This is a genomic window from Candidatus Binatia bacterium, assembly GCA_029243485.1.
Classification (GTDB): domain Bacteria; phylum Desulfobacterota; class Binatia; order UBA12015; family UBA12015; genus VGTG01.
Genome location: JAQWRY010000079.1, coordinates 89,538 through 109,532 on the forward strand (window position 1 = coordinate 89,538; position 19,995 = coordinate 109,532).

Genomic DNA, 19,995 nt, shown 5'->3' on the forward strand with positions numbered 1-19,995 from the left:
CCGGCCCGGGCCCGGTTGACAGGGTCCGCGGAGGTTCGCTAGCACCAACGACAAGATCGCGTAGGCGTGAGGGAAGCCGGTGAAACACCGGCACGGCTCCCGCCACTGTAAGTCGGAACGAAAGCGCACGAAGGCCACTGTCCCCGCAGGGATGGGAAGGCAGCGCGTAGTAGGTCGCCGACGAGTCAGGAAACCTAGCCCACGCGGCCGATGCTCGAGGTTCTCCGGGATGTGAGGACGCGGGGTCTCCTATCTTCATAGAAGGACGAAATGGCCGACCGGGCATCCGCTTGAGGCGGCGAGCTTTTCTGGCGTGCGCTCTGGTGTGCGCCACACTGACACTCGGGCCTCGCCCCGTGCTCGCGCAGGACGAGGCAGACGCCGCCGCAGTTGCCACGCCGGACGTCGCGCAACCAGAGTCCGAGCCCGTGCGCGAAGTCCCGATCGACATCGAGAATCTCGAGGTGACGGAAACCTCGCTGCGCACCGTCACCGATGCGACCGCGTTTGCGACCGTGATCGAAGTCACCCAACAGGCGGAAGAGTTCAAGACCGTCGCCCAGGTCTTGTCCGAGACGGCCGGACTTCAGGTGCGCCGGTTCGGCGGGCTCGGCGATTTCGCAACGGTATCCGTCCGCGGTGCGACGTCCGGGCAGGTCCGAATCTACTTCGACGATGTCCCGCTCACCCGCGCGCGAAGTGAAACCGTGAATCTCGCGGGCCTCCCGCTCGAGCCACTCCAGCGAATTGAGGTCTACCGGGGAGCGACGCCCTTGTCGGTCGGCGCCTCCGCACTGGGCGGCGTGATCAACCTGGTCACGAAGGATCCGGGGGAGACCCCCTCCCTTTCGTTTCTCGCCGGCGGCGGATCGTTCGGAACGAGGCAGGCCAGTCTCACCGCGTCCGGAATGCTCGGCGACTGGGGGCTTTTGGGCTCGTTCAACTATCTAGGTTCCGAAGGCGACTTCCCGTTCGACGATGACAACGGCACTCCCGTGAACCCACACGACGACGAGCGGGTCCGACGCGAGAACAACGCGTTCAACTCGGGCGACGTCATCCTGAAGGTGGTTCGCGAGGTGTCTGCCCGGTCGAGAGTCGTCGCGATGAACGAGTTCTTCATCAACGACCAGGGCGTGCCCGGCATCGGCTCGTTCCAATCGAAAGAAGCGAACCTCTTCGAACTACGAAACCTGAGTTACCTGCGATTCGAGGGCGATGGCCTCGAGAATCTACCGACCGAGTTCGATGCCACCCTCTTCTTCATCTACGAGGAAGAACGCTTCGAGGATCCGAAGGGAGACATCGGCCTCGGGCGACGGAACACGCGCTTCCGCACGTTCGCTTCGGGAGCGAACGTACACGGCGCCGAGTCCGTCGGCCGTCATCTCCTCGAGGGCCGCATCGACCTCGGCGGAGAAGTGCTCGTACCGCGCGACCTGATCACGCCCGACCCGATGGACGTCACCCAGTCGCGGATCTCGTTCGACGTCGGCGTCGGCGACACGATGAGCCTGCTCGACGACGATCTCCTCGTCGATGGGCAGTTCCGCTACGAGCTCGTGCACGACGACTTCGGTGGCTTCGTCGACGCGACCGGCCAAGTGACCGACGACTCGAGCGGCGGCACCCAGCATCTCTTCACGCCGCGCATCGGCGCCCGCTACACCATCCAGCCCTGGCTCTGGGCCAAGACGAATGCAGGCAGGTACGGACGCTTCCCGAATTTCTCCGAACTCTTCGGCAACCGCGGCTCGATCGTCGGCAACCCCGACCTCGTTCCGGAAAAGGGCTGGAACGTCGACTTCGGATTCGACGCCCAGCAGGCTACGTGGGGCCCGCTCGACGCACTCCGCGCCGAGGCCGTCTTCTTCTGGCGCGACGTCGACGACCTGATCCTCTTCATACAGAACTCCCAGCGCACGTCCGTACCGCGAAACATCGGAAGCGCCGAGATCTGGGGCATCGAGCTTTCGACCGCGTTCCAAGCCTGGGAGCGCATCGGCTTCACCGCCAATTACACCTACCAGGATGCGCGCGACCGCAGCGCCGCCCCCTCGCGCAACGGCAAACAGCTCCCCGGCATTCCGCAGAACGAGGCCTACACACGAATCGACTACCACCCGTGGGACCTCGTTCCCTTCTACGAACTCTCGTTCACATCAGGGAACTTCCTCGATCGCGCGAACCTCATCGACGTACCGAACCGGCTCCTGCACTCCCTTGGGCTCCAGTACGCGCTCTCTTCGATGCCTCTCACGTTCACGTTCGAGGCGAGAAACATCACCGACAATCAGATCGAGGACGTCGCCGGCTTCCCCCTGCCGGGACGCTCGTTGTTTGGAACCGTGGCTTACCGATGGAACGGTGCCCCGCAGGAGAATTCGTGAAGCACTTCAGCAATCCGACCAAATTCATGGCTACACTCGGCCTGACCGCACTCCTCGCCGCTTGCGGTGGCGGCGGGAGCGACGACGGCGGTGGCGGCGAGAACCCGAACCCGACGGCCACGCCGGCTCCGGCCCCGAGCCCGACTCTCGAGCGAGTCGCCGTAGTTCTCACCACCGACTTCACCAGCAGCTCGTTCGCAACGCTGCCCGTCAGCAACCCCACGTCCGTCACGACCGACGACCGCACCTTGCACAGCGATTCCATCGCGCGCGCCCACGGGTCCGTCTTGTACGTCATCAACCGATTCGGCGCGGACAACATCCAGGCCCTCGACGGAACGAACGACTACACCACGCTTTGGCAGTGCTCCGTCGGCAACGGCAAGAATCCGCAGGACATCGTCGTGCTCGGCGACAAAGGCTACGTCGCTCTGTACGCCGGCGGCGTCGCGGTCGTGAACCTGCGTCCCAGCCAGGACTGCTCAGACTTCGTGATTCAGGAGATCGACCTCTCCTCCCTCGCCGATGCCGATGGGTTTCCGGAGGCCAATCGAATGGTGATCACCAATGGGCTGCTCTACGTGAGCCTGCAACGCCTCGACAACTTCGTCCCGACCGCGACGAGCATGCTCGCCGTCATCGACACCGACACCGATGAGCTCATCGACAGCATCGAACTCTCAGCTCCGAACCCGTTCGCCGAGACGAAGGGACTCCTTCTCGACCCGGACGGCAAGATCCTGGTTGCGGAGGTCGGCGACTTCGGCGCGTTGGACGGCGGCATCGAGCGCATCGACCCGGTCACCGCCACAGCAGAGGGACACTTCATCACCGAGGCGGAACTCGGCGGCAACATTGTCGACTTCACCCTCGTTTCCGACACCCGCGGCTACGCCGTCGTCTCCGACGCCGACTTCAACAACAGCCTCGTGCGCTTCAATCCTTCCACCGGGGAACTCGTCTCGACGCTGGCGACGGGCGCGGCCTACCTGCCCGACGTGGAGTACGATTTGGTCACCGATCAGCTCTTCCTCGCGAGCCAAGACTTCACGAATCCAGGCATCCGGGTGTTCGCCGCCGACGACTCCGAAGTGACGTCATCCCCGATCGACACCGGCCTACCCCCGTTCAACATCAACTTCATCGAGTAACCGGAACGAGCCGTGGGGGGGCTTCGGGCGACACGCCCAGGCCCCCCGCGTGCGAAAACCATCAAACTTTCGAGCCCTCCCGGCGTCTCAAAAAAGATCAGGTTGAAAACAAGCTGGAACAGCCCGTAAGCTCCCGACGGCGGTCGTGATACATCGGCCGATCAGGGGGCCCCGATGACGCGTCGCATTTTCTCATTTTCCACGCCAGCATTGCTGGCGATCTGCCTTTTCCTCACCGCAGGCTGCGGCAGCGACGCTACCAGCGGTGTGGGTAGGAGCACCGGGCCCACGGAGCCCCCGACCGAGCCGGAACCGCCCGTCGAGCCTCCCCCTGGAGAGCCCTCCTGCAGCACGGGTGAGGTATTCGGAAGCACGTTCAAGGCGATCCAGGCCAACATCTTCGAGCAGCGCGGCTGCACGCAGCAGGTCTGCCACGGCAGCTCCGCCGCCGGGGGTCTCGACCTGAGCCCGGACGTGGCCTACCAGAACCTCTTCCAGGTGGACTCCGTCGGCAGTCGCTGGCGACTCATCGAGCCCGGCGACAAGGACCGCAGCCACCTTTGGCTGAAGGTCGCCGCGAAGCTCGATCCGAGCATCACCGTTGCGGGCGCCACGATGCCCAGCGGGCTCCCGCCCATCTCGGAGGACGAGCTCGAAGCCCTTCGTCTTTGGATTTACGCCGGTGCTCCGGAAAACGCGACGGTCCTCGGCACCGAGGACCTGCTCGGCGCCTGCCTCCCGGAGATCAAGCCGATCATCGTCGAGCCCCTCGACCCGCCCGCCGCCGGCGAGGGAATCCAGTTCGTCCTTCCCCCCGTTCTGCTGAAGGCATCGAGCGAGCACGAGATCTGTTTCGCGACGCACTACGACTTCACGGATCAGGTTCCCGACTGGGCGATCGATCCCACGGGTCTGTACTTCCGCTTCTCCGGTCAGGAGCTCCGCCAGGATCCGCAGAGCCATCACCTCGTGTTGATCCACGCGGACTTCGATCCCGACACCAGCGTGGACCATCCCAGTTTCGGCACCTGGACCTGCGGCGGCGGCGCCTCCCACAGCGACGTGTGTGATCCCCTCGACCTCGGATCGTGCGGGGACGACGGCTACTGCCACTCCGAGATCGACCCGGTCTCCATCGGCTGCATCGGGTACGGACCGCCCGGCGGCGGCTTCGGGATCACCGCCCAGCAGATCGGTGGTGCACAAGAAGCGCAGGCATTCATTGAGTTCCGCGAAGGCGTGTTCGGCCAGATGCCTCTGCGCGGGATCGCGTACTGGAGCTCGCACGCCTTCAACCTGACGAACGAAGACACCCTACTCAACGGCCGCATCAACTTCCCGTTCGCAGCAGAACAGACCTTCCCTCTACAGCAGATCTTCAACGTCGAAGCGGTATTCAGTCCGACGGCAGCGCCCTACACCGAGCAGACCATCTGCAACTCCGAGCAGCTCCCGCAGGGCGCGCGACTCTTCGGGCTCACGTCCCACACCCACGAGAAGGGAAAGTACTTCTGGGCCGAACTCCCCGACGGGACGATGATCTACGAGAACTTCATCTACAACGACCCTGTCAAGCAGTTCTTCAGCCCGGAGCTCGAGTTCGACTCTGAAGATCCGGCCGACCGCCGCATTCGCTACTGCGCGCGGTACAACAACGGCATGAACGCCGACGGCTCTCCGAACCCCGAACTGGTCACCCGCTCGTCTCGCGTCCCCGAGAGCGCGCGACAGACGTTCGGCGCGTGTGAGCCGGTTGCCTGCGCGGCCGGGAACATCGGCGCGCCGTGTTCAGGAACCGGCGACGATGCCGCCTGCGACTCCACCCCGGGCGCCAGCGACGGCTTCTGCGACGCCTGCAACATCACCGGCGGGGAGAGCACCGAGAACGAGATGTTCATCCTCATCGGGCAGTACTTCATCGACCCGGCGTTCCCTCAGCCCTCGACCGACGGTCCCGTCTTCGCGGGCCTGGCTTCGGTGCGTAGTACCTCCGGCGATTAGAGCCCGGGGCTCAGTTCTGTGGGCCATGCCTGTGCACCTCGGGCGCACAAACATGTTGACCTCAAGCCACGTCAGTTGATATGCGGCTTGAGTCATTTCCCACAAAACACAGGATTCAGCCTACATGTCCCAGATCACCGACCCACTCACCGCGCTCAACCTCGCCCTGATCGCCGCATTCGCACTCGGCCTTCTCTTGACGAGCGGCCGACGCCGGCTCGCAGCCCAAGCGACCGCGGCCAACGCGAACCGCCGGAGCTAGATTCGAACAACCGGCCTCACGGGCCGGTCTTCGTCCCCACCGGCTCGCCGGCCAGATCGGAGCCCTGCTCGACACAGAGGAGGCGCACGCGACCGGTCGAGACGATCCGCCCCTCTTCGTCGCGCGACGTGGCCTCCCAGAGTTGCACCCGCCGCCCGCGCGTCACTGGCGTCGCTCGAATCGTAATGCGCCCGGACCGAACTGCCCGCACGAAGCTCGTATGGTTCTCCAACCCGACGACGCCGCAGCCGCGCGCCCGCGCGTCCATGCCGGCACCAGTCGAGCAGACCGTCTCCACCACGCTACAGTGAACCCCGCCATGAACGATGCCGTAGGGCTGATGATGCTTCGGCCCTACGTCGTACTCGGCGACGACCTCGTCTCGGTCGGCCGAGAGGATCCGGAGCCCTAGGTGTTGATCCCAATCATTCATGCTCTCAGAGCTCCATTGGGAGGCGCAGGTATTCGTGAAACACGAAATCCCGGTGCGCACGAAGCGCCGGCGTAAACGCGGCGCGGGTCTCTTCGTCCTGCGCGGTGAACATGGGGCGGAGCGCATCCGGAAGAGCACACTGCTCGGGCGGAAGCGGCTCGATCAAGTTGGAGAACGCCGCCCAATAGATGTCGAGCGCGCCCAGACGATTGCCGAAGAAGAACTGATCGCCCTCGTTCCGGCGGAGCTCCAACAGCGAATCGAGCTGGTGAAGGATCGAGACGCAGCGCGCGATCGCCGTCTCCGCAACATCGGCGGAGTGATACCCGTACTCCTGACCGAGGTGCCGCAGGAAGCCTGCCTCCGGGTTCGTCCTTAGCCCCTCGTGGATCGAGAGCAGGCGCCGACACCAACCAAGGCCCATCTCGCCACATATCTCGTGTGCGAGACCAAAGAAGAGTGTCCGATCGGCCTGCGTAGCCGGCAGCAGAGACGGCTCCGAAGAAACTCGCTCGGCCAGGAAGAGAATCTCAGCCCATCCGCTCCGGGGCCGCTCCTGCTCCCAAGCCGCGACCGGATAGCTTTCCTGGCCACTCCACTCGCGAAGAAGCTCGGGAGGGTCGTCGGGCGTGGAGTTCACCAGAAGATACGGGATCTTCTTGCGTTCCATGATGCCCTTCGCGGCCTGCGACCAGGGACTCGGGAGTCCCTGGAGGAGGAGGAGCCGCATCCCCGGAAGATTTTTCGCTTCGCGGATACTGATTGGTGTGGCCATGGGCCGGAGCTAGCATCGGGCATGGGGTCCGGCGAGTCCGCCCCCAGCCGGGGGTCAGGATTCGGGCTGCGGCGGATGCGCGTCGTTCTGGGTCGGTGCGGGGAGCTCGACGACGGTCACTCCGGTGACGCCGTAGCGCTCACGGAGGTCGTCCACAGCCTCCGCCATCACCGCATGCCAGTCCCAATCGACGAACAGATCGGTGTTCATCCGACTTCCTCTCTCAAAACCCGTCATGACGGTATCTGGATGGAAATGCCCGACTCCCGGATCGATGAGTCCTGCCGTCGTAAACGTGAGCCCTAGATGGAAGTCGAGGATGACCTCGAGCAGAAGCTCGTAGCCGATCCCGGACTTCGACATTCCGGCCTCCATCCCCGCCACATCGAGCTCTCCGGCCATATCCGTATTGAACCCACCGAGGATGTGCAGGAGATCGTGCGGGACCAGGACTTCGCTGAAGCTGCCCTTCTCTCCCGGAATCGGAAACTGGCGCTCACGGTAGAAATCGTAGAACACGCGGCCGAGCGTCTCCCGCGGGAATGTTTCGTATTTGTAGTACTGCCGAGCGACGTTCTCGTCGCCTCGGTACTGGCGGAAGCTCTCGATGACGGTCCCGAGTTTTCCAAGGAACCCGTCGCCGGGAACGATCCCCGAGGCGAGGCTCCGCCGGGAGTAGTCCCACAGGAGGCGCTTCATTCGTTTGTCACGCACCTGATGAAGCGACATGAGCGTGTCGGGCGCGACGTCCAGAGCGCTTGCGAATCGGTCGACGATCGCAACTTCTTGCTTGTCGACGACGCCATCGAGGTACGGCATCAAGACCAGGAACTGCACGACCTGTTCGCGGCGCTCCCTGTCGGGAAGTGCCGCAGCAAGCCCCTCCGGCGAGATCGGGGCCAACGCATCCACGTCGATGTCCTCGCGGAGAACGTGGCGCGCGGTCGCCGTGAGCATGTCACGCTCGATCGCATCCAATTCCGGGCGTCGGTGTGCCAGGGCCACCGACTTCATCGCTGCCAGGTAGGCTCGTGCTTGCTCCTGGGTCCAGCTGACCTGCGCCATCTCGTCCTCCAGTTCTCGTCGGAACTTCCCAGATTATCGGGCAGTTGTGAAATAGACATGAACCCGTGCGGCGGGCTGGCCAAGAACCCGGAGATCGCGCCTATCAGGGGCCATGCCCACTCCTCATCCTGACCAACCCGAACCTGCTCGACCCGGAGGCCGGGAAGATCCGCGACGGCCACCACGTCCTGATCGAGGCCCATGTCCACGTGCCCCTCACAGCCATGGATCTCGCGGCAATGACCCGGAAGCCGGCGATGCTGGTCGCGTACAAAGCCGCGCCGATCATGCGCCGGGTGCTGAAGCGCGGCTTCACGACGGTACGAGACACCGCCGGCGCCGTGTGACCTATTTCAAAATCGACGAACTCGGTCGGGAACTCGGAATGCCGGCCGTGAGCCTCGAGAGGTTATCTGACGTGCTCGACGCCGGCCTTGCTTCGCTCGAGCGCTGCCGCGACGCCGCCGTCCGCGTGGGATTCGACGCCGATTTCCCCGGCGAGACGCACGATGCGCGACATCCCCCTCCCGACCGGCCAAGGCGACCACCTACCGGCCATCATGCAGAACGGCCGGTAAGTGGTGAATCGCCTATCGTTAGTGTGGTCCTGGGAGCCCACACTTCTCACTCGCAGAGCGCGTCGAACGAGTCAGAGGTGGGGGCTTCCGACGTCGAGCTCAAACACTCGAGTCGGGGGACGATGCGAGCGTCATCGCGTTGAAGAGTGCGACCCAGCTCCCCTCGTCAAAGAAGCCCTTCAAGTCCGAGGGGCTCGCGCCAAAGTGGGTGTCGGGGTTCTCCCAGACTTCGACCTCGGCACCGTCGAAGTAGACTTTCTGCAGTTCGGGGTTGGCTTCCATTCTTTCCACGGTGACCTCCGTGCGAGTTTGCGGGTTCGAACTACGCCGCGATTCCGGTCGCGAGCTGTTCCAAGTCGAACTGACAGCCGCGGAAGTTTCCCCCGAGGCGGACGCGACCGCTGTTGACCATGTAGACGACCGTGGCGAGCAGCTCAGCTTCGGACGAAGCGTCTTCGGAGACGGCGGTGACCAGATCGAGCATCGTGATTTTAGGGGCCATGATGAGTTCCTCCTTGACCCTGACTACAGCAAGCGCTGTGCCAGCCCGCCGGCCCGGTCCCTCGGGCAGGCAGAGGGCGCCTCTCAATGCCGAATTCCCTTGCAAATTAATGACTTACAAGGAATTCCGCATGGCCCTTGCGCATCGAACGAACGTGCGGCGAACCGCACACTTGAGTTGCCGACCGCCTCCGTTGGTTCACACCCGTCGCCCGTGGTTAGCACTCCGCGGGTGAAATCTTGCAGCGGTGGCATGAGGGCGAAAGCGCCCTCGAACCAATTCCCCCTGTTCGCCTCGAAGGCGAAGGAGAGGTGCGACCGCGATGAAGGCTCCGACAAACCTCGTTGGTCCGCGGTTTACGGATTCGAACACCACGAGATCGATGAAGTCCGCGGCACGATCTCTCGCGGAATCATCTCCAGCGCAATCCAGTCCGGCGACCGCTTCCGCCTTCGGACGTTCATTGGGAAAGTACGCCTCCGGGATCGTGGGAGCAGCTTCAGTCACCGGAGGCGGGAGGGTTTCCGACTTCCTCCGGAGAAGTTCGTCGGGATCGCACCCCGCGTGCGGCGCGGCCCCCGTCGCGATCTCGTAGCGGAGGCCGCCACGCGCGTAGATGTCTGCCTGCGCAGTGGCGGGCGCTCCCCAGGCACGCTCGGGCGCCATGTAGGCGAGCGTGCCCGAGAACGTTGGCCGACGACGGTCCCGACGCCCTAGATCTCGGACAAGCCGAAGTCCGAGATGTGCGCGACTCCGTCCTCGTCCAGCAGAACGTTGCTCGGCGTGACATCCCCGTGCGTGATGTCATGCGCATGCAGCGACTCCAGCGCGCGACTCAACACGATCGCGAGGCGCCGGAGCGTCGTGAGACGTGGCCGACCGTCGTTGAGTAGACCCGCGAGCGTTTCGGGGAACACATTCAATCGTTGGCAAGACGATCTCGCTTGGTCGCCCAGTTCACTCGCAGCTGCAACCGGCCAGTTGATCAATCCGCCCGACCGAACCCCCACCCAGACCTTCCGCTCCCCCCCAAGAATCCGGTACGATCAGTCCATGCCGAAAGCCCAAAGAGCACTCCTCACCGCCGTAGCCCTGACCCTCCTCGCCGCAGCCTGCGGCGACTCCAACACCATCGGCACGCCCACCCCCCCCGCCGTCCCAGCCACCGTCGATCCCGGCACCGGCCCTTGGGAGCTCGTCGCGACCGACCGGGTTCGCGAGGAATGCGGTCTCGACCCCGATCTCCTCGAGGCCGCCGACGCTCGACTGGAGAGGCCGTGGGCAGTCGTCCGGTACGGCAAGCTCTGTCACGAGTACTACCCCGACGGCCCCGACACGGCGACGCGCCTCTTCTCTGCAACGAAGACCATGGCCGCGACCGTAACCGGCATGGCCGTCTATGAGTCGCGCGACTTCGAGCGCACTGGCCGCAAGACCGGGCCGCTCAGCGACACCGATCGGGTCGATCACTGGCTCGACTCCGTTACGTTCAATCCGGATGCGCAGATCGCGCACGTTCTCGGGATGGTCGCGTTCAACGAAGACCTCTCTTACGGCAACAAGGAACATCGCTACGACGCGGGCGGCAGCCGAGAGATCAATCGGCTCTCCGACGTCGTGAACACCGTGATCGCGCAGGACCCGGGGCGGCTCGGGGCCAACATCGAGGAGTTCTGGCAGACGCACATGGTTCAGAAGCTCGGCTTTCGGAACTCGACGTGGACCGACGGCGCGACGGACAAGAGCTTCGCATCGACCTGGAACGGCATCGCACGCGACATGGCGCGGCTCGGGCTTCTGATCCTCAACCGCGGCGTCTGGAACGGCGAACGTCTTCTCAGCGAAGACTGGATTTACAAGACGACCCACCCGTCGTTCGAAGACGCCAATACCAGCTACGGCTACCTCACCTGGCTGGAGGCGAACTCGAACTATCACTTCGGTGGCATCCTCGGAGGCCTGAAGTTCCAGGCCCCGCTCGACGCCTGCACGCCCCCCGCCATCAACGCCTTCTTCCCCCATGGCATCTCGCAGGCGACCGACTGCAATTACGAGGCTCCGTGGGGGTGCGACCAGGAACTCGACGTCGGCGTCTGGACCGCGAACGGCGCCGGTGGGCAGCTCATCATGGGCCACCCCGGACTCGACATGGTTCTGGTCGTGAAGAATCTCGGGAGCAGCTCCTTCGGAGGCAGCCTCTGGGGCCCACTCCGGCCGGCCCTCGTCGCCGAAGACCCCCGCTTCCAGGGGGACGAGGAAGCCTTCTGCGCCGCGTACGCCGCCGCCGGCTACGCTCCCGACCTGAAGCAGTAGATGGCCGCACCCACATACGAGGACGCCCTCGCCACAGTCACCGCACCCGGTGCACGTTTTGAGATCGAAGACGTCGAAGTCCGCGGTCAGACGTACAAGTACTTCAAGAACACCGCGCCGAATCTCCGGGCCATCTTCGACACCGCCCGCACCCGCGACGGGATCTTCCTCGTCTACGAAGACGAGCGTTGGACGTTCGCCGACACCATGGCCAAGGCCGACCAGATCGCCGACGCGCTCGTGAACCAGTACGACGTCGCGAAGGGCGACCGCGTCGCGATCGGGATGAGGAATTACCCGGAGTGGGTCGCAAGCTTCGTCGCGATCACATCGATCGGTGCCGTATCGGTCTCGCTCAACGCCTGGTGGACCGAGGAAGAGATGGCCTACGGGATCGAAGACTCAGGCGCGAAAATCTTGATCGCCGATCGCGAACGAATAGAGCGTGCCTCCCCGGCTCTGAAGAACGGCGCCCTGCAGGCGCTCGCCGTCCGCGCGGAAGGCGAACTACCGCCAAACACGAGGCACCTGAACGACGTCCTGCGGCCGAACGCGACCTTGCCGGACGTCCGCGTCGAGCCCGATGACGACGCGACCATTCTCTACACGAGCGGCACGACCGGTTTTCCCAAGGGCGCCGTCTCGACTCATCGCAACGTCCTGTCGGCCATCATGGCCTTTGGGTGCCGTGCCCAAGTCCGCGCTGCAATGCGCGCCGGCCAACCGCCACACCCCTTTCCGATCGTCTTCATCTTGATCGTTCCGCTCTTCCACGTCACCGGATCGGTCGCCGTGATGCTGAACGCGTTCATCGCCGGGGTGAAACTCGTGATGATGTACAAATGGAACCCCGAACGGGCCCTCGAACTGATCGAGAGGGAGAGGGTCACGAACTTCGTCGGCGTTCCCACGATGTCCTGGGATCTCCTGGAGTCACCCGACTTCGCGAAGCGAGACACGTCGAGCCTCATGAACGTCGGTGGAGGCGGTGCGCCGGCCCCGCCCGAGCTCGTCCGCCGGGTCGACAAGTCCTTCGCGAAGGCCCGACCGAACATCGGCTACGGCATGACCGAAACCTGCGCCTACGGCCCTCAGAACGACGGGGACGACTACATTCGAAAGCCCACGAGTACCGGCAGAACGGTTCCCGTCCTCGAGATGCGCGTGATCGACGTAAACGGCAGGGCCCTCGGCCCCGGCGAAGTGGGGGAGATCTGCTTCCGAGGACCCAACGTGTTCCGTGGGTACTGGAACAAGCCCGAAGCTACCGCCGAGGTCCTCCAGGACGGCTGGCTCCGGAGCGGGGACATCGGCCGGATCGACAACGAAGGCTTCATCTACGTCGAGGACCGGGCCAAGGACATGGTCCTGCGCGGCGGCGAGAACATCTACTGCGCCGAAGTCGAAGCGGCGGTCTACGAGCACTCCGCGGTGCATGAAGCCGCAGTCTTCGGAACGCCGCACGATCGGCTCGGAGAAGAGGTTGCCGCGGCGATCTACTTGAAGCCGGGAGAGACGCTCGACCCGGAAGTGCTGCGCGAGCACCTCGCCGCCCGGATCGCTTCGTTCAAGATACCGAGCCGCATCGAGATTCGAACCGAACCGCTACCGAGGAACGCGGCGGGCAAGGTCCTCAAGCGCACGCTACGAGACGAGACCACATCGAGGTAAACGCGTCTGCGGCTCAGTCGGAGCCGTGGTCGAAACCGGGACCGCCCGAGCCGCCATCGCCCGTCCCTGCCCCCGCGCCCGCGTGGGCGACCATGACCTCAGTGCCGATTGCGGCGCGGCGCTCTTCTGCGATCGCGTGCGCTTCGTCCTCGATGAAGAAGACGTGTACGCCGACCCGGAACCAGGGCATCCGTTCCGAACTCGGAAGCGCGGCGGGGAGGAATGCGAACACCTCCTGGCTCCACAGGCCGTTCTCGCCGCCTGTCACCTCCAGGAAGTGCTCCGGTGGCTCCGCAAACTTGAGTTGACCACCACGGCGACCGCCGCTGGCAAACTTGGGTACGGACGCGAACGTTCGGACCGACGCGTCGCGCACCTGGAACGCGAGGAAAGTCGGGCCGACGGACTCCGTGACGCCGTCGTCGTCGACCAACCACGCCGCAATCCCCGGCGTCGCCGGCTGGATCTCCCAGCGGTACGTCCAAAGGACTTCCTGTTGTTGGTCGTTCGGGTCCACCGGGCCTCCCGGGCCGCTCCCCCCGGGCGCGACCGTCGCACTAAGGATGCCTTAACTAGGCCCGGTCTGCCAAGGACTCTCGAACAATCGGATGCGCGAGCACCAACTCCAGCGCCTCGGCCACCCCGGGCGCCACGACGGCCCGATCGGCCGGCCCGCGGGGCTCGTAAAAGCTGGAATCCTCGCTTGTCAGAAGGGCAATCGTCGGCACGTCGAGCGCCACGCCCAGATGCATCGGGCCGGAATCCGGTGTCACGAGAGCGCCGCTCTGCCCCAGGACGGCCGCAAAAAGCCGGAGCGGCTGGGGCGCAAGGATCCGCCCGTGGGTGCCGATCACGGTACGATAGAAGCCGTCCAGCGAGGCCTCCTCGGGCCCGAGGAGCACGACGAAGGGCATCCCGGCCGCGTCCAGCGCCCGCAGGAACTCCGCCCAACGCTCATTCGGCCAACGCTTGTGCAGATGCCCGCCGACGAAGACGGCAACAAACGTCTGCACGACACCGGCCCGAACCAGTCCCAGTTCATCGAGAACCCGGACTGCAGCCGCGGCCTCGTCCGCCCCCACTTCGTACAACGGCCGATCCGAGCACCCCATGCCCAGCGCATCGCCGATCTCCAGAGCATCGTCGTACGCGTGCATACACACCGGCCGCGGGAACAGGACGTTCATGAAGCGCTCGCCCGGGCCCTCGATCCCCACCCGGTAACGCGCGCCGCTCAAGTACGAGTAGAGCCCGCCGGAGAACGACCCCATCCCAGCCTCGACCGCCACGTCGAAGCGCTCACTGCGCAGCCGTCGAAACAACGCGACGAACTCCCACGGCTTCGCGACGTAGCTACGCGACATCGGATGGATCGCATCGATCGGAAGGTTCTCGAGGAGCTTGCTCGTGGTGTCACCCGCAAGATAGTCGAGCCGCGCCCCCGGGAAGCGCTCGCGGAGCGCGGGGATGATCGCGTTCGTCATCAGTGTGTTGCCGATGCGAAAATTGGGCCTGACCACGAGAACCCGCTCGACGTCACGGACCTCGTCGAGCGACACGCGTGCCGCGCGAGGCAGGAGCGCTTCGAGGAGACGTCCAAAGGTCTGCCGTCCGGCGCGACCCGTGGCGTGCCCGACGCGCTGTCCCCCTGGGCCGCGGAAAAATCTTCGCAACAGGGCCATCGGCGGCGTCGCCGTCGCTTCTACCCACCGCCCGGCCCCGGGGCAACCGCAAAGCCCCAGCGAGAGGCCACCGAGTCCCGTCTGGATCCCACCGCCATCGCTCGGCCCACCTCGAACGCATGGAGCGCCCGTTGGAGGGCGCCAACGTGCCCCGCCGCGAACATCTCGTAGTGATCGCCGGGAACGACCTCGGTCCTGAGGCGCCCGCGAACGATCTCCGCCCACCCGCCTTTTTTGGCGACTACACGAGCGCGCTCAGCGAGCCTCGACCGTCACTGGGAGGACATACTTCGAACCCTCGTGCAGGATCGTCAGAGTCACCTGCCGGCCGATGGGGAGCATGCCCACTCGCGCCCGGAGATCCGACGAGGACCGTACCGCTTCGCCGTCCATCGACATGATGACGTCACCCCGCTCGATCCCGGCTCGTCCTGCCGGTGAATCCGGCGAAACCTGGCTCACGAGCGCTCCCGCCCCTCGCGGAAGGTCCATCGCGTCGGCGAGATCGGGGGTGAGTGTCTGGACGAGCAGGCCCAGACGACCGCGGCGCACTTCCCCATGCTCGAGTAGCTGGCGCATCACGTTGCGCGCGATGTTGCTAGGCACCGCGAAGCCGATCCCGACATTGCTCCCGCTCGGCGCCAGAATGGCGGAATTGAGGCCGACCAATCGCCCCAGGCTGTCGACGAGCGCACCGCCGGAGTTTCCCGGATTGATCGATGCATCCGTCTGGATGAAGTCTTCGTAGCCCTCGGGAATCAGCCCGGTGCGGCCCAAAGCGCTCACGATCCCGGAGGTAACGGTCTGCCCCAAGCCGAAGGGGTTTCCAATCGCGACCACGAAATCGCCGACGCGCAGCCGATCACTGTCCGCGAAACGAATCTGGTCGAGGCCCGAAGCGTCGATGTCAAGCACCGCGACGTCGGTCTCGGGATCACTGCCGATTCGCCGCGCTACGAACCACCGGCCGTCCAGGAGGGTGACCCGGACTTCCTCGGCGTCTTCGATCACATGGTGGTTGGTCAGGATGTAGCCCGCCGCACCGTCGACGATGACGCCCGAGCCGGCACTCACGACTTCGCGGCCGGGGACCTCCTCCACATCTTCCGGAACTCCGAAGAAGCGCCGGAAGAACGGATCTCCGAGGAGCGGATTGTTGCTCTCCTGGACCCGGGAACGCACCGAGATGTTCACCACGGCGGGCGTAACCTGCTCGAGCATCGGCGCCAGGGTCAGCACGCCCCTGCGGTCCTCCTCGAAGGCGCCCACGACGCCCGACGAACCCGTCGGTAGAGCAACCGACCGAGGTGCAAGCGAACTCGGGGTCGAGGCGCAGCCACCGATCGAGGCCAGCAGGAAGCCCGCCAGCAAAGCGCCGACGGTTCCCCTCGTGTTCCGTCTCAGCATCCTGTCCCCAGCCCCGTCCAAGGGGCACCGCTACCAGAGGAGGAACTGCGGCTAAAGGTCTGCCCGCGCGGCGCCGTCGAACTCTCTGTGAGAGCACTCAACGAGTCCGTGGACCCTGAACAGTCGGATACCCTGCCCCGCCCGATCTTCCGCGCCAATACCGAGAGGTCCCGGGCGGAGTCGAACCACCGCCGGCGCCGTTCAAAGCAAAGCCGCACGGCCGGGTTTGGCCGCCGCCGCTCGGTCCGCCAGCGCTAGTGCAACGCCGTCGCAACTAGACCAGCGCCCGTCGCTTTTTGGGCCGGGTTGCTCCAACGCACGGCCGAGGCCGGCAGGTCCACGATGAATGCGGCCCCTCGGCCGGGAGCACTGTGCACGGTGACCTCGCCCCCCATCACTTCGGCGAGTTGACGAGCCATCGCAAGCCCGCGGCCGATCCCCTCGACGGAACCGGCGTCGACCTGCTCTGATGCCGTGAAGATCTGGTCCTGGCGCTCTCGCGGGATCCCGCCCCCGGTATCCGTCACGGTGAACCGACAACGATCGCCGTGCGGCGGCGCACCGATCGAAATCGCGCCCTCGGTGGGCGCTCGTGCGGCGTTCGTAACGAGGTTGTGCAGGATCTGACGAAGCCGAAGCCCATCGGTGATGATGGTCGCCCCGTTCCAGGCGACCTCGGCTCGCACCGGTTTGCCCCGGACCAGCAGGCGCGCGCCGCCCGCAACCTCCCCCAGGCGCGCAGCCAAGCCCCCAGACGGGGCGCGGTACAAGCGCCGCTTGAACGGAACCCCGGTCCAGCTATGAGAGAAGTATGCGCTTCTCATACGCCGAATCGATGTGCGACGTGACCCACTACGCACCCTTGGCACAGGCATGCGAAGAAACCGGATGGACCTCCTTCGTCGTGCCGGACAGCGTTTGCTACCCAAAAGAGTCGGACTCGAAGTACCCGTATACGCCCGACGGCAACCGGGAGTTCCTCGAGGACAAACCGTTCATCGAGCCGTTCGCCCTCATCCCGTGGCTCGGCGCCGTCACGAAGACCCTGCGCTTCACGACTTTCGTCGTGAAGCTCCCGATCCGACACCCGGTCCTCGTCGCGAAATCCATCTCGTCTATCGCCGCACTCACGAACAACCGCCTCGGTTTTGGCATCGGGCTCAGCCCCTGGCCCGACGACTTCCGCGTGATGGACGTCCAGTGGAAGGGCCGCGGCACACGCATGAACGAGATGATCGAAATCATCCGCGGCTTGAACGCCGGCGGATTCTTCGAGTTCCACGGCAAGTATTACGACCTAGAAGCGATCAAGATCTCGCCCACACCGACCGAACCGATCCCGATGCTGATCGGCGGACATTCGGAAGCGGCGCTCAAGCGAGCAGCGCGTCTGGGGGACGGTTGGATGCACGCCGGAGGCGACGCCGAAGAGATGCGCGGCTACCTGACCCGGCTGAAGGACCTGCGCCGCGAGCATGGCCGGGAAAATACGCCCTTCGAGGTCCACGTGATCTCTCTCGACGCGTACACTCTCGACGGGATCAAGCGGCTCGAAGACGAAGGCGTCACCGACGTCGTCGTAGGCTTCCGCGACGTCTACACGGGCGCGGACATCCCTCTTCAGGATAAGCTCGACGCGCTGCGGGGCTACGCCGACACCGTGATCGCGAAGGCCTGAACCCGGTCAGACGTTCAAGAAGTTGAGCGGCAACCCGCCGGTCGGCCACGTACTCTTCACCAGGCGTCCGCTGGAAGACAAAGTCACGTACGCCGTCCGTAGGCCTTCCCCGCCGAAGCAGATGTTGGTCGTCAGAGGGTCGTCGGTCGGGAAATGCTCGACGGTCGCACCGTCGGGCGAGATCCGCGTAATCCCGCCGTTGATGATCGTCGCCACGCAGACATGTCCGTCCGCGTCGACCGTCATCGAGTCGAAGAACTGGTAGCCCGAAACGCCGGCGAGGCATTCCTCCATCGGGAGCTGCCGCTCGAGCACGCCGGGCTCCTTCACGTGGTAGGCGAAGACCCGCCCCGGAACCGTCTCGGCCACGTAGAGTCGGGTTTCGTCGGGAGAGAGGCTGATTCCATTCGGCGTGTTCGCGGGAAAGACGATCTCGCGGACGAGGGAGCCGTCGGTCTTGGCGTAGAAGACCGCGCCTCGGTCCATCTGCCGCCCGTGCGACTTGCCGAGATCCGTGAAGTAGAAACCCCCTTCGCGATCGAAGACAATGTCGTTCGGGCCGCGCAGCGGGTTCCCGTCACACTCGGTGTACAGGACCTCAATCGCGCCGTCGTCCAGGCTCACCGCTTCGATCCGGCCGCCCGAGTAGTCGTCCGGCTGGTCTCCGGGGATCAGCATGTCGCCGACCCGATGCCAGGCGAAGCCGCCGTTGTTGCAGACGTAACAACGACCGTCCGGACCGATCGCGGCGCCGTTCGGTCCGCCCCCCGTTTCCGCGATGACCTCGATCTTGCCCTCGGGTGTCACACGACTGAGCGTGCCGCGCTCTATCTCGACAACGACGATGTCGCCGTTCGGCATGGCGATCGGGCCCTCGGGAAAACGAAGCCCGGAAACGATCTCTTCGAACTGCATAGGACGAACCCCTTTCGGGGCCTCGACCTATCGCGAAGCCGGGGTCGGGTCCAGGTTGCTCATCATCTTCTGCCAGCCGAGAACCCGGGCGAAGGCAGGGACATGCGAACCGAGCAGAAGCTGTTCGACCGAGAGCGACTCCTTCTCGTCAAACCAGGTACGGGCCAGACCATGAAGGGCGTCGTCCGCGGCCCCGGATTGGATCGCGGCGTCGATGCCGACGCGACGTTTTAGATACGGCTCTAGCTCACGGAACTGGTCCTGCCGGACCCGAGCTCGCGCGATCGCTCGACGCACCCGCTGTGCACTCGGTCGACCATCTTTCCCGACGAGAAAGTCGCGCACGGCCCTTCTCAGGATCTCCGGAATCAACTCGCGAACGCTGACGTCCGCCTGGTCGGGGAAGACCTCCCGAGCGACGGCAGCCAAGCTGGTGTCGGCCACGCCGGCCGCGATCGCGTCATACGGATTGAGCCTATCGTCGAGGACCTCACTGAACTCCTCGAACAACTGAAGCTGCTCGATCTTGTAACGAAGGAGATCGCGGATGGACGGATCATCGATGGCGAAGCGCAACTGCTCGGCCCGCACTTCGCTCCCGCTGAAGTGATCTTCGACGAAGTGCTGGAACCACGGGAGCGGCAAGCCGACGTGGGACGCGTCGTCCGGCGTGACGAGTTCGCCACGCAGCGGTGCGAACTCTCGCCAGCGCTTTCGCGCCGCCAGAGGCGCACGAAACCAGCTCCCGGAAGAGTTCCGGAGACCGGACGCGCCTGAACCTCGGGTCCACGCCATTACCCCTGCAGCCAATCAATGAGAGCGGCGCGGCGCAAGTCCCATCGAGCCCGGCCGAGGACCGGGCCGGCTCCGATTTGAACCCGGGGGACGGCCGACCGATATTCCCAAAGGAGCGCTCTCCTCGGGTGGCGAAGAATGCAGGATCGGTACTAAACGGAGGCGGCCTCGCCGCATTGGACGACACGTTCGGACGCGGCTTCGTACACGGGTTTTTCGACGTCTTCGTAGGCGCCAGTGCCGGTTCCATCGTGGCGAGTCTCACCGTCGAACCGCTCCGCGAGTAGATGTCGATGGTCCTCGGAACCGACGAAACAGCGCTCGTGTACTTCAAGCACGAGGACGCCGGTGCTGGTCCGAAGATGGCGGCCGACTTC

The 19,995-nt window shown here is 64.9% G+C and carries 21 protein-coding genes and 1 riboswitch; of the genes, 9 read left to right on the forward strand and 12 right to left on the reverse strand.

Annotation, left to right across the window (positions count from 1 at the left end; genetic code table 11):
• The first annotated feature begins 69 nt into the window (after nt 1-69).
• A riboswitch (cobalamin riboswitch) is annotated at nt 70-196 on the forward strand.
• Between the two features lie 160 nt (nt 197-356).
• From P8R42_23545 to P8R42_23560, 4 genes are all read left to right on the forward strand, one after another.
• Nucleotides 357-2,390: a TonB-dependent receptor gene (locus P8R42_23545; GenBank protein MDG2307572.1), complete on the forward strand. Its 2,034-nt coding sequence runs from the start codon at nt 357-359 to the stop codon at nt 2,388-2,390.
• Nucleotides 2,387-3,541: a hypothetical protein gene (locus P8R42_23550; GenBank protein ID MDG2307573.1), complete on the forward strand. Its 1,155-nt coding sequence runs from the start codon at nt 2,387-2,389 to the stop codon at nt 3,539-3,541. The genes P8R42_23545 and P8R42_23550 overlap by 4 nt, the downstream gene beginning before the upstream one ends.
• A 174-nt stretch (nt 3,542-3,715) precedes the next feature.
• A complete protein-coding gene (locus P8R42_23555) occupies nt 3,716-5,542 on the forward strand; it encodes a hypothetical protein (protein MDG2307574.1) in 1,827 nt (608 codons plus the stop codon).
• 124 nt (nt 5,543-5,666) lie between these two features.
• Nucleotides 5,667-5,804 carry a hypothetical protein gene (locus P8R42_23560; GenBank protein MDG2307575.1) on the forward strand — a complete coding sequence of 46 codons (138 nt, stop codon included), beginning with the start codon at nt 5,667-5,669 and terminating at the stop codon, nt 5,802-5,804.
• A 16-nt stretch (nt 5,805-5,820) separates the two neighbouring features.
• Here the strand turns inward: P8R42_23560 and P8R42_23565 are convergent, their stop codons facing one another.
• Genes P8R42_23565 through P8R42_23575 form a run of 3 tightly spaced genes read right to left on the reverse strand, consistent with a single transcriptional unit; the run spans nt 5,821 to nt 8,077 of the window.
• On the reverse strand, nt 5,821-6,237 hold the full coding sequence (locus tag P8R42_23565) for a PaaI family thioesterase (protein ID MDG2307576.1): 417 nt from the start codon (nt 6,235-6,237) through the stop codon (nt 5,821-5,823).
• A 4-nt stretch (nt 6,238-6,241) separates the two neighbouring features.
• Nucleotides 6,242-7,012 carry a hypothetical protein gene (locus tag P8R42_23570; GenBank protein MDG2307577.1) on the reverse strand — a complete coding sequence of 257 codons (771 nt, stop codon included), beginning with the start codon at nt 7,010-7,012 and terminating at the stop codon, nt 6,242-6,244.
• A gap of 54 nt (nt 7,013-7,066) precedes the next feature.
• A complete protein-coding gene (locus tag P8R42_23575) occupies nt 7,067-8,077 on the reverse strand; it encodes a hypothetical protein (protein MDG2307578.1) in 1,011 nt (336 codons plus the stop codon).
• Between the two features lie 65 nt (nt 8,078-8,142).
• Between P8R42_23575 and P8R42_23580 the strand changes: the two genes are divergently transcribed.
• Nucleotides 8,143-8,424 (forward strand): hypothetical protein, encoded by a 282-nt coding sequence (locus tag P8R42_23580; protein MDG2307579.1) that lies wholly within the window; start codon nt 8,143-8,145, stop codon nt 8,422-8,424.
• Between the two features lie 330 nt (nt 8,425-8,754).
• Here P8R42_23580 and P8R42_23585 read toward each other — a convergent pair whose 3' ends face one another.
• From P8R42_23585 to P8R42_23595, 3 genes are all read right to left on the reverse strand, one after another.
• Nucleotides 8,755-8,946 (reverse strand): hypothetical protein, encoded by a 192-nt coding sequence (locus P8R42_23585; protein ID MDG2307580.1) that lies wholly within the window; start codon nt 8,944-8,946, stop codon nt 8,755-8,757.
• Between the two features lie 31 nt (nt 8,947-8,977).
• Complete coding sequence (locus P8R42_23590) at nt 8,978-9,157, reverse strand: hypothetical protein (protein ID MDG2307581.1); 180 nt, start codon at nt 9,155-9,157, stop codon at nt 8,978-8,980.
• 713 nt (nt 9,158-9,870) lie between these two features.
• Nucleotides 9,871-10,074 (reverse strand): protein kinase, encoded by a 204-nt coding sequence (locus tag P8R42_23595; protein MDG2307582.1) that lies wholly within the window; start codon nt 10,072-10,074, stop codon nt 9,871-9,873.
• Between the two features lie 136 nt (nt 10,075-10,210).
• On the opposite strand from P8R42_23595, the gene P8R42_23600 reads away from it, so the two are divergent.
• On the forward strand, nt 10,211-11,470 hold the full coding sequence (locus tag P8R42_23600; protein ID MDG2307583.1) for a hypothetical protein: 1,260 nt from the start codon (nt 10,211-10,213) through the stop codon (nt 11,468-11,470).
• Complete coding sequence (locus P8R42_23605; GenBank protein MDG2307584.1) at nt 11,471-13,141, forward strand: class I adenylate-forming enzyme family protein; 1,671 nt, start codon at nt 11,471-11,473, stop codon at nt 13,139-13,141.
• A 13-nt stretch (nt 13,142-13,154) separates the two neighbouring features.
• Here the strand turns inward: P8R42_23605 and P8R42_23610 are convergent, their stop codons facing one another.
• The 4 genes from P8R42_23610 to P8R42_23625 form a co-directional block, all read right to left on the reverse strand.
• A complete protein-coding gene (locus P8R42_23610) occupies nt 13,155-13,658 on the reverse strand; it encodes a hypothetical protein (GenBank protein MDG2307585.1) in 504 nt (167 codons plus the stop codon).
• A gap of 55 nt (nt 13,659-13,713) precedes the next feature.
• A complete protein-coding gene (locus P8R42_23615) occupies nt 13,714-14,814 on the reverse strand; it encodes a glycosyltransferase family 9 protein (GenBank protein MDG2307586.1) in 1,101 nt (366 codons plus the stop codon).
• 264 nt (nt 14,815-15,078) lie between these two features.
• Nucleotides 15,079-16,230: a Do family serine endopeptidase gene (locus P8R42_23620; GenBank protein MDG2307587.1), complete on the reverse strand. Its 1,152-nt coding sequence runs from the start codon at nt 16,228-16,230 to the stop codon at nt 15,079-15,081.
• A 254-nt stretch (nt 16,231-16,484) separates the two neighbouring features.
• A complete protein-coding gene (locus P8R42_23625; GenBank protein MDG2307588.1) occupies nt 16,485-17,054 on the reverse strand; it encodes an ATP-binding protein in 570 nt (189 codons plus the stop codon).
• Here P8R42_23625 and P8R42_23630 point away from each other — a divergent pair.
• On the forward strand, nt 17,042-17,908 hold the full coding sequence (locus P8R42_23630) for a TIGR03619 family F420-dependent LLM class oxidoreductase (protein MDG2307589.1): 867 nt from the start codon (nt 17,042-17,044) through the stop codon (nt 17,906-17,908). The two genes, P8R42_23625 and P8R42_23630, sit on opposite strands and share 13 nt — an antisense overlap.
• A 6-nt stretch (nt 17,909-17,914) precedes the next feature.
• Here the strand turns inward: P8R42_23630 and P8R42_23635 are convergent, their stop codons facing one another.
• Together P8R42_23635 and P8R42_23640 are read right to left on the reverse strand one after the other, a co-directional pair.
• Entirely contained in the window at nt 17,915-18,823 is a 909-nt protein-coding gene (locus P8R42_23635; GenBank protein MDG2307590.1) for an SMP-30/gluconolactonase/LRE family protein, read from the reverse strand.
• A gap of 27 nt (nt 18,824-18,850) precedes the next feature.
• Nucleotides 18,851-19,618, reverse strand: a complete 768-nt coding sequence (locus P8R42_23640) for a hypothetical protein (GenBank protein MDG2307591.1) — start codon at nt 19,616-19,618, stop codon at nt 18,851-18,853.
• A 128-nt stretch (nt 19,619-19,746) separates the two neighbouring features.
• Here P8R42_23640 and P8R42_23645 point away from each other — a divergent pair, with 128 nt between their 5' ends.
• On the forward strand, nt 19,747-19,905 hold the full coding sequence (locus P8R42_23645) for a hypothetical protein (GenBank protein MDG2307592.1): 159 nt from the start codon (nt 19,747-19,749) through the stop codon (nt 19,903-19,905).
• Nucleotides 19,906-19,995: the final 90 nt, after the last annotated feature.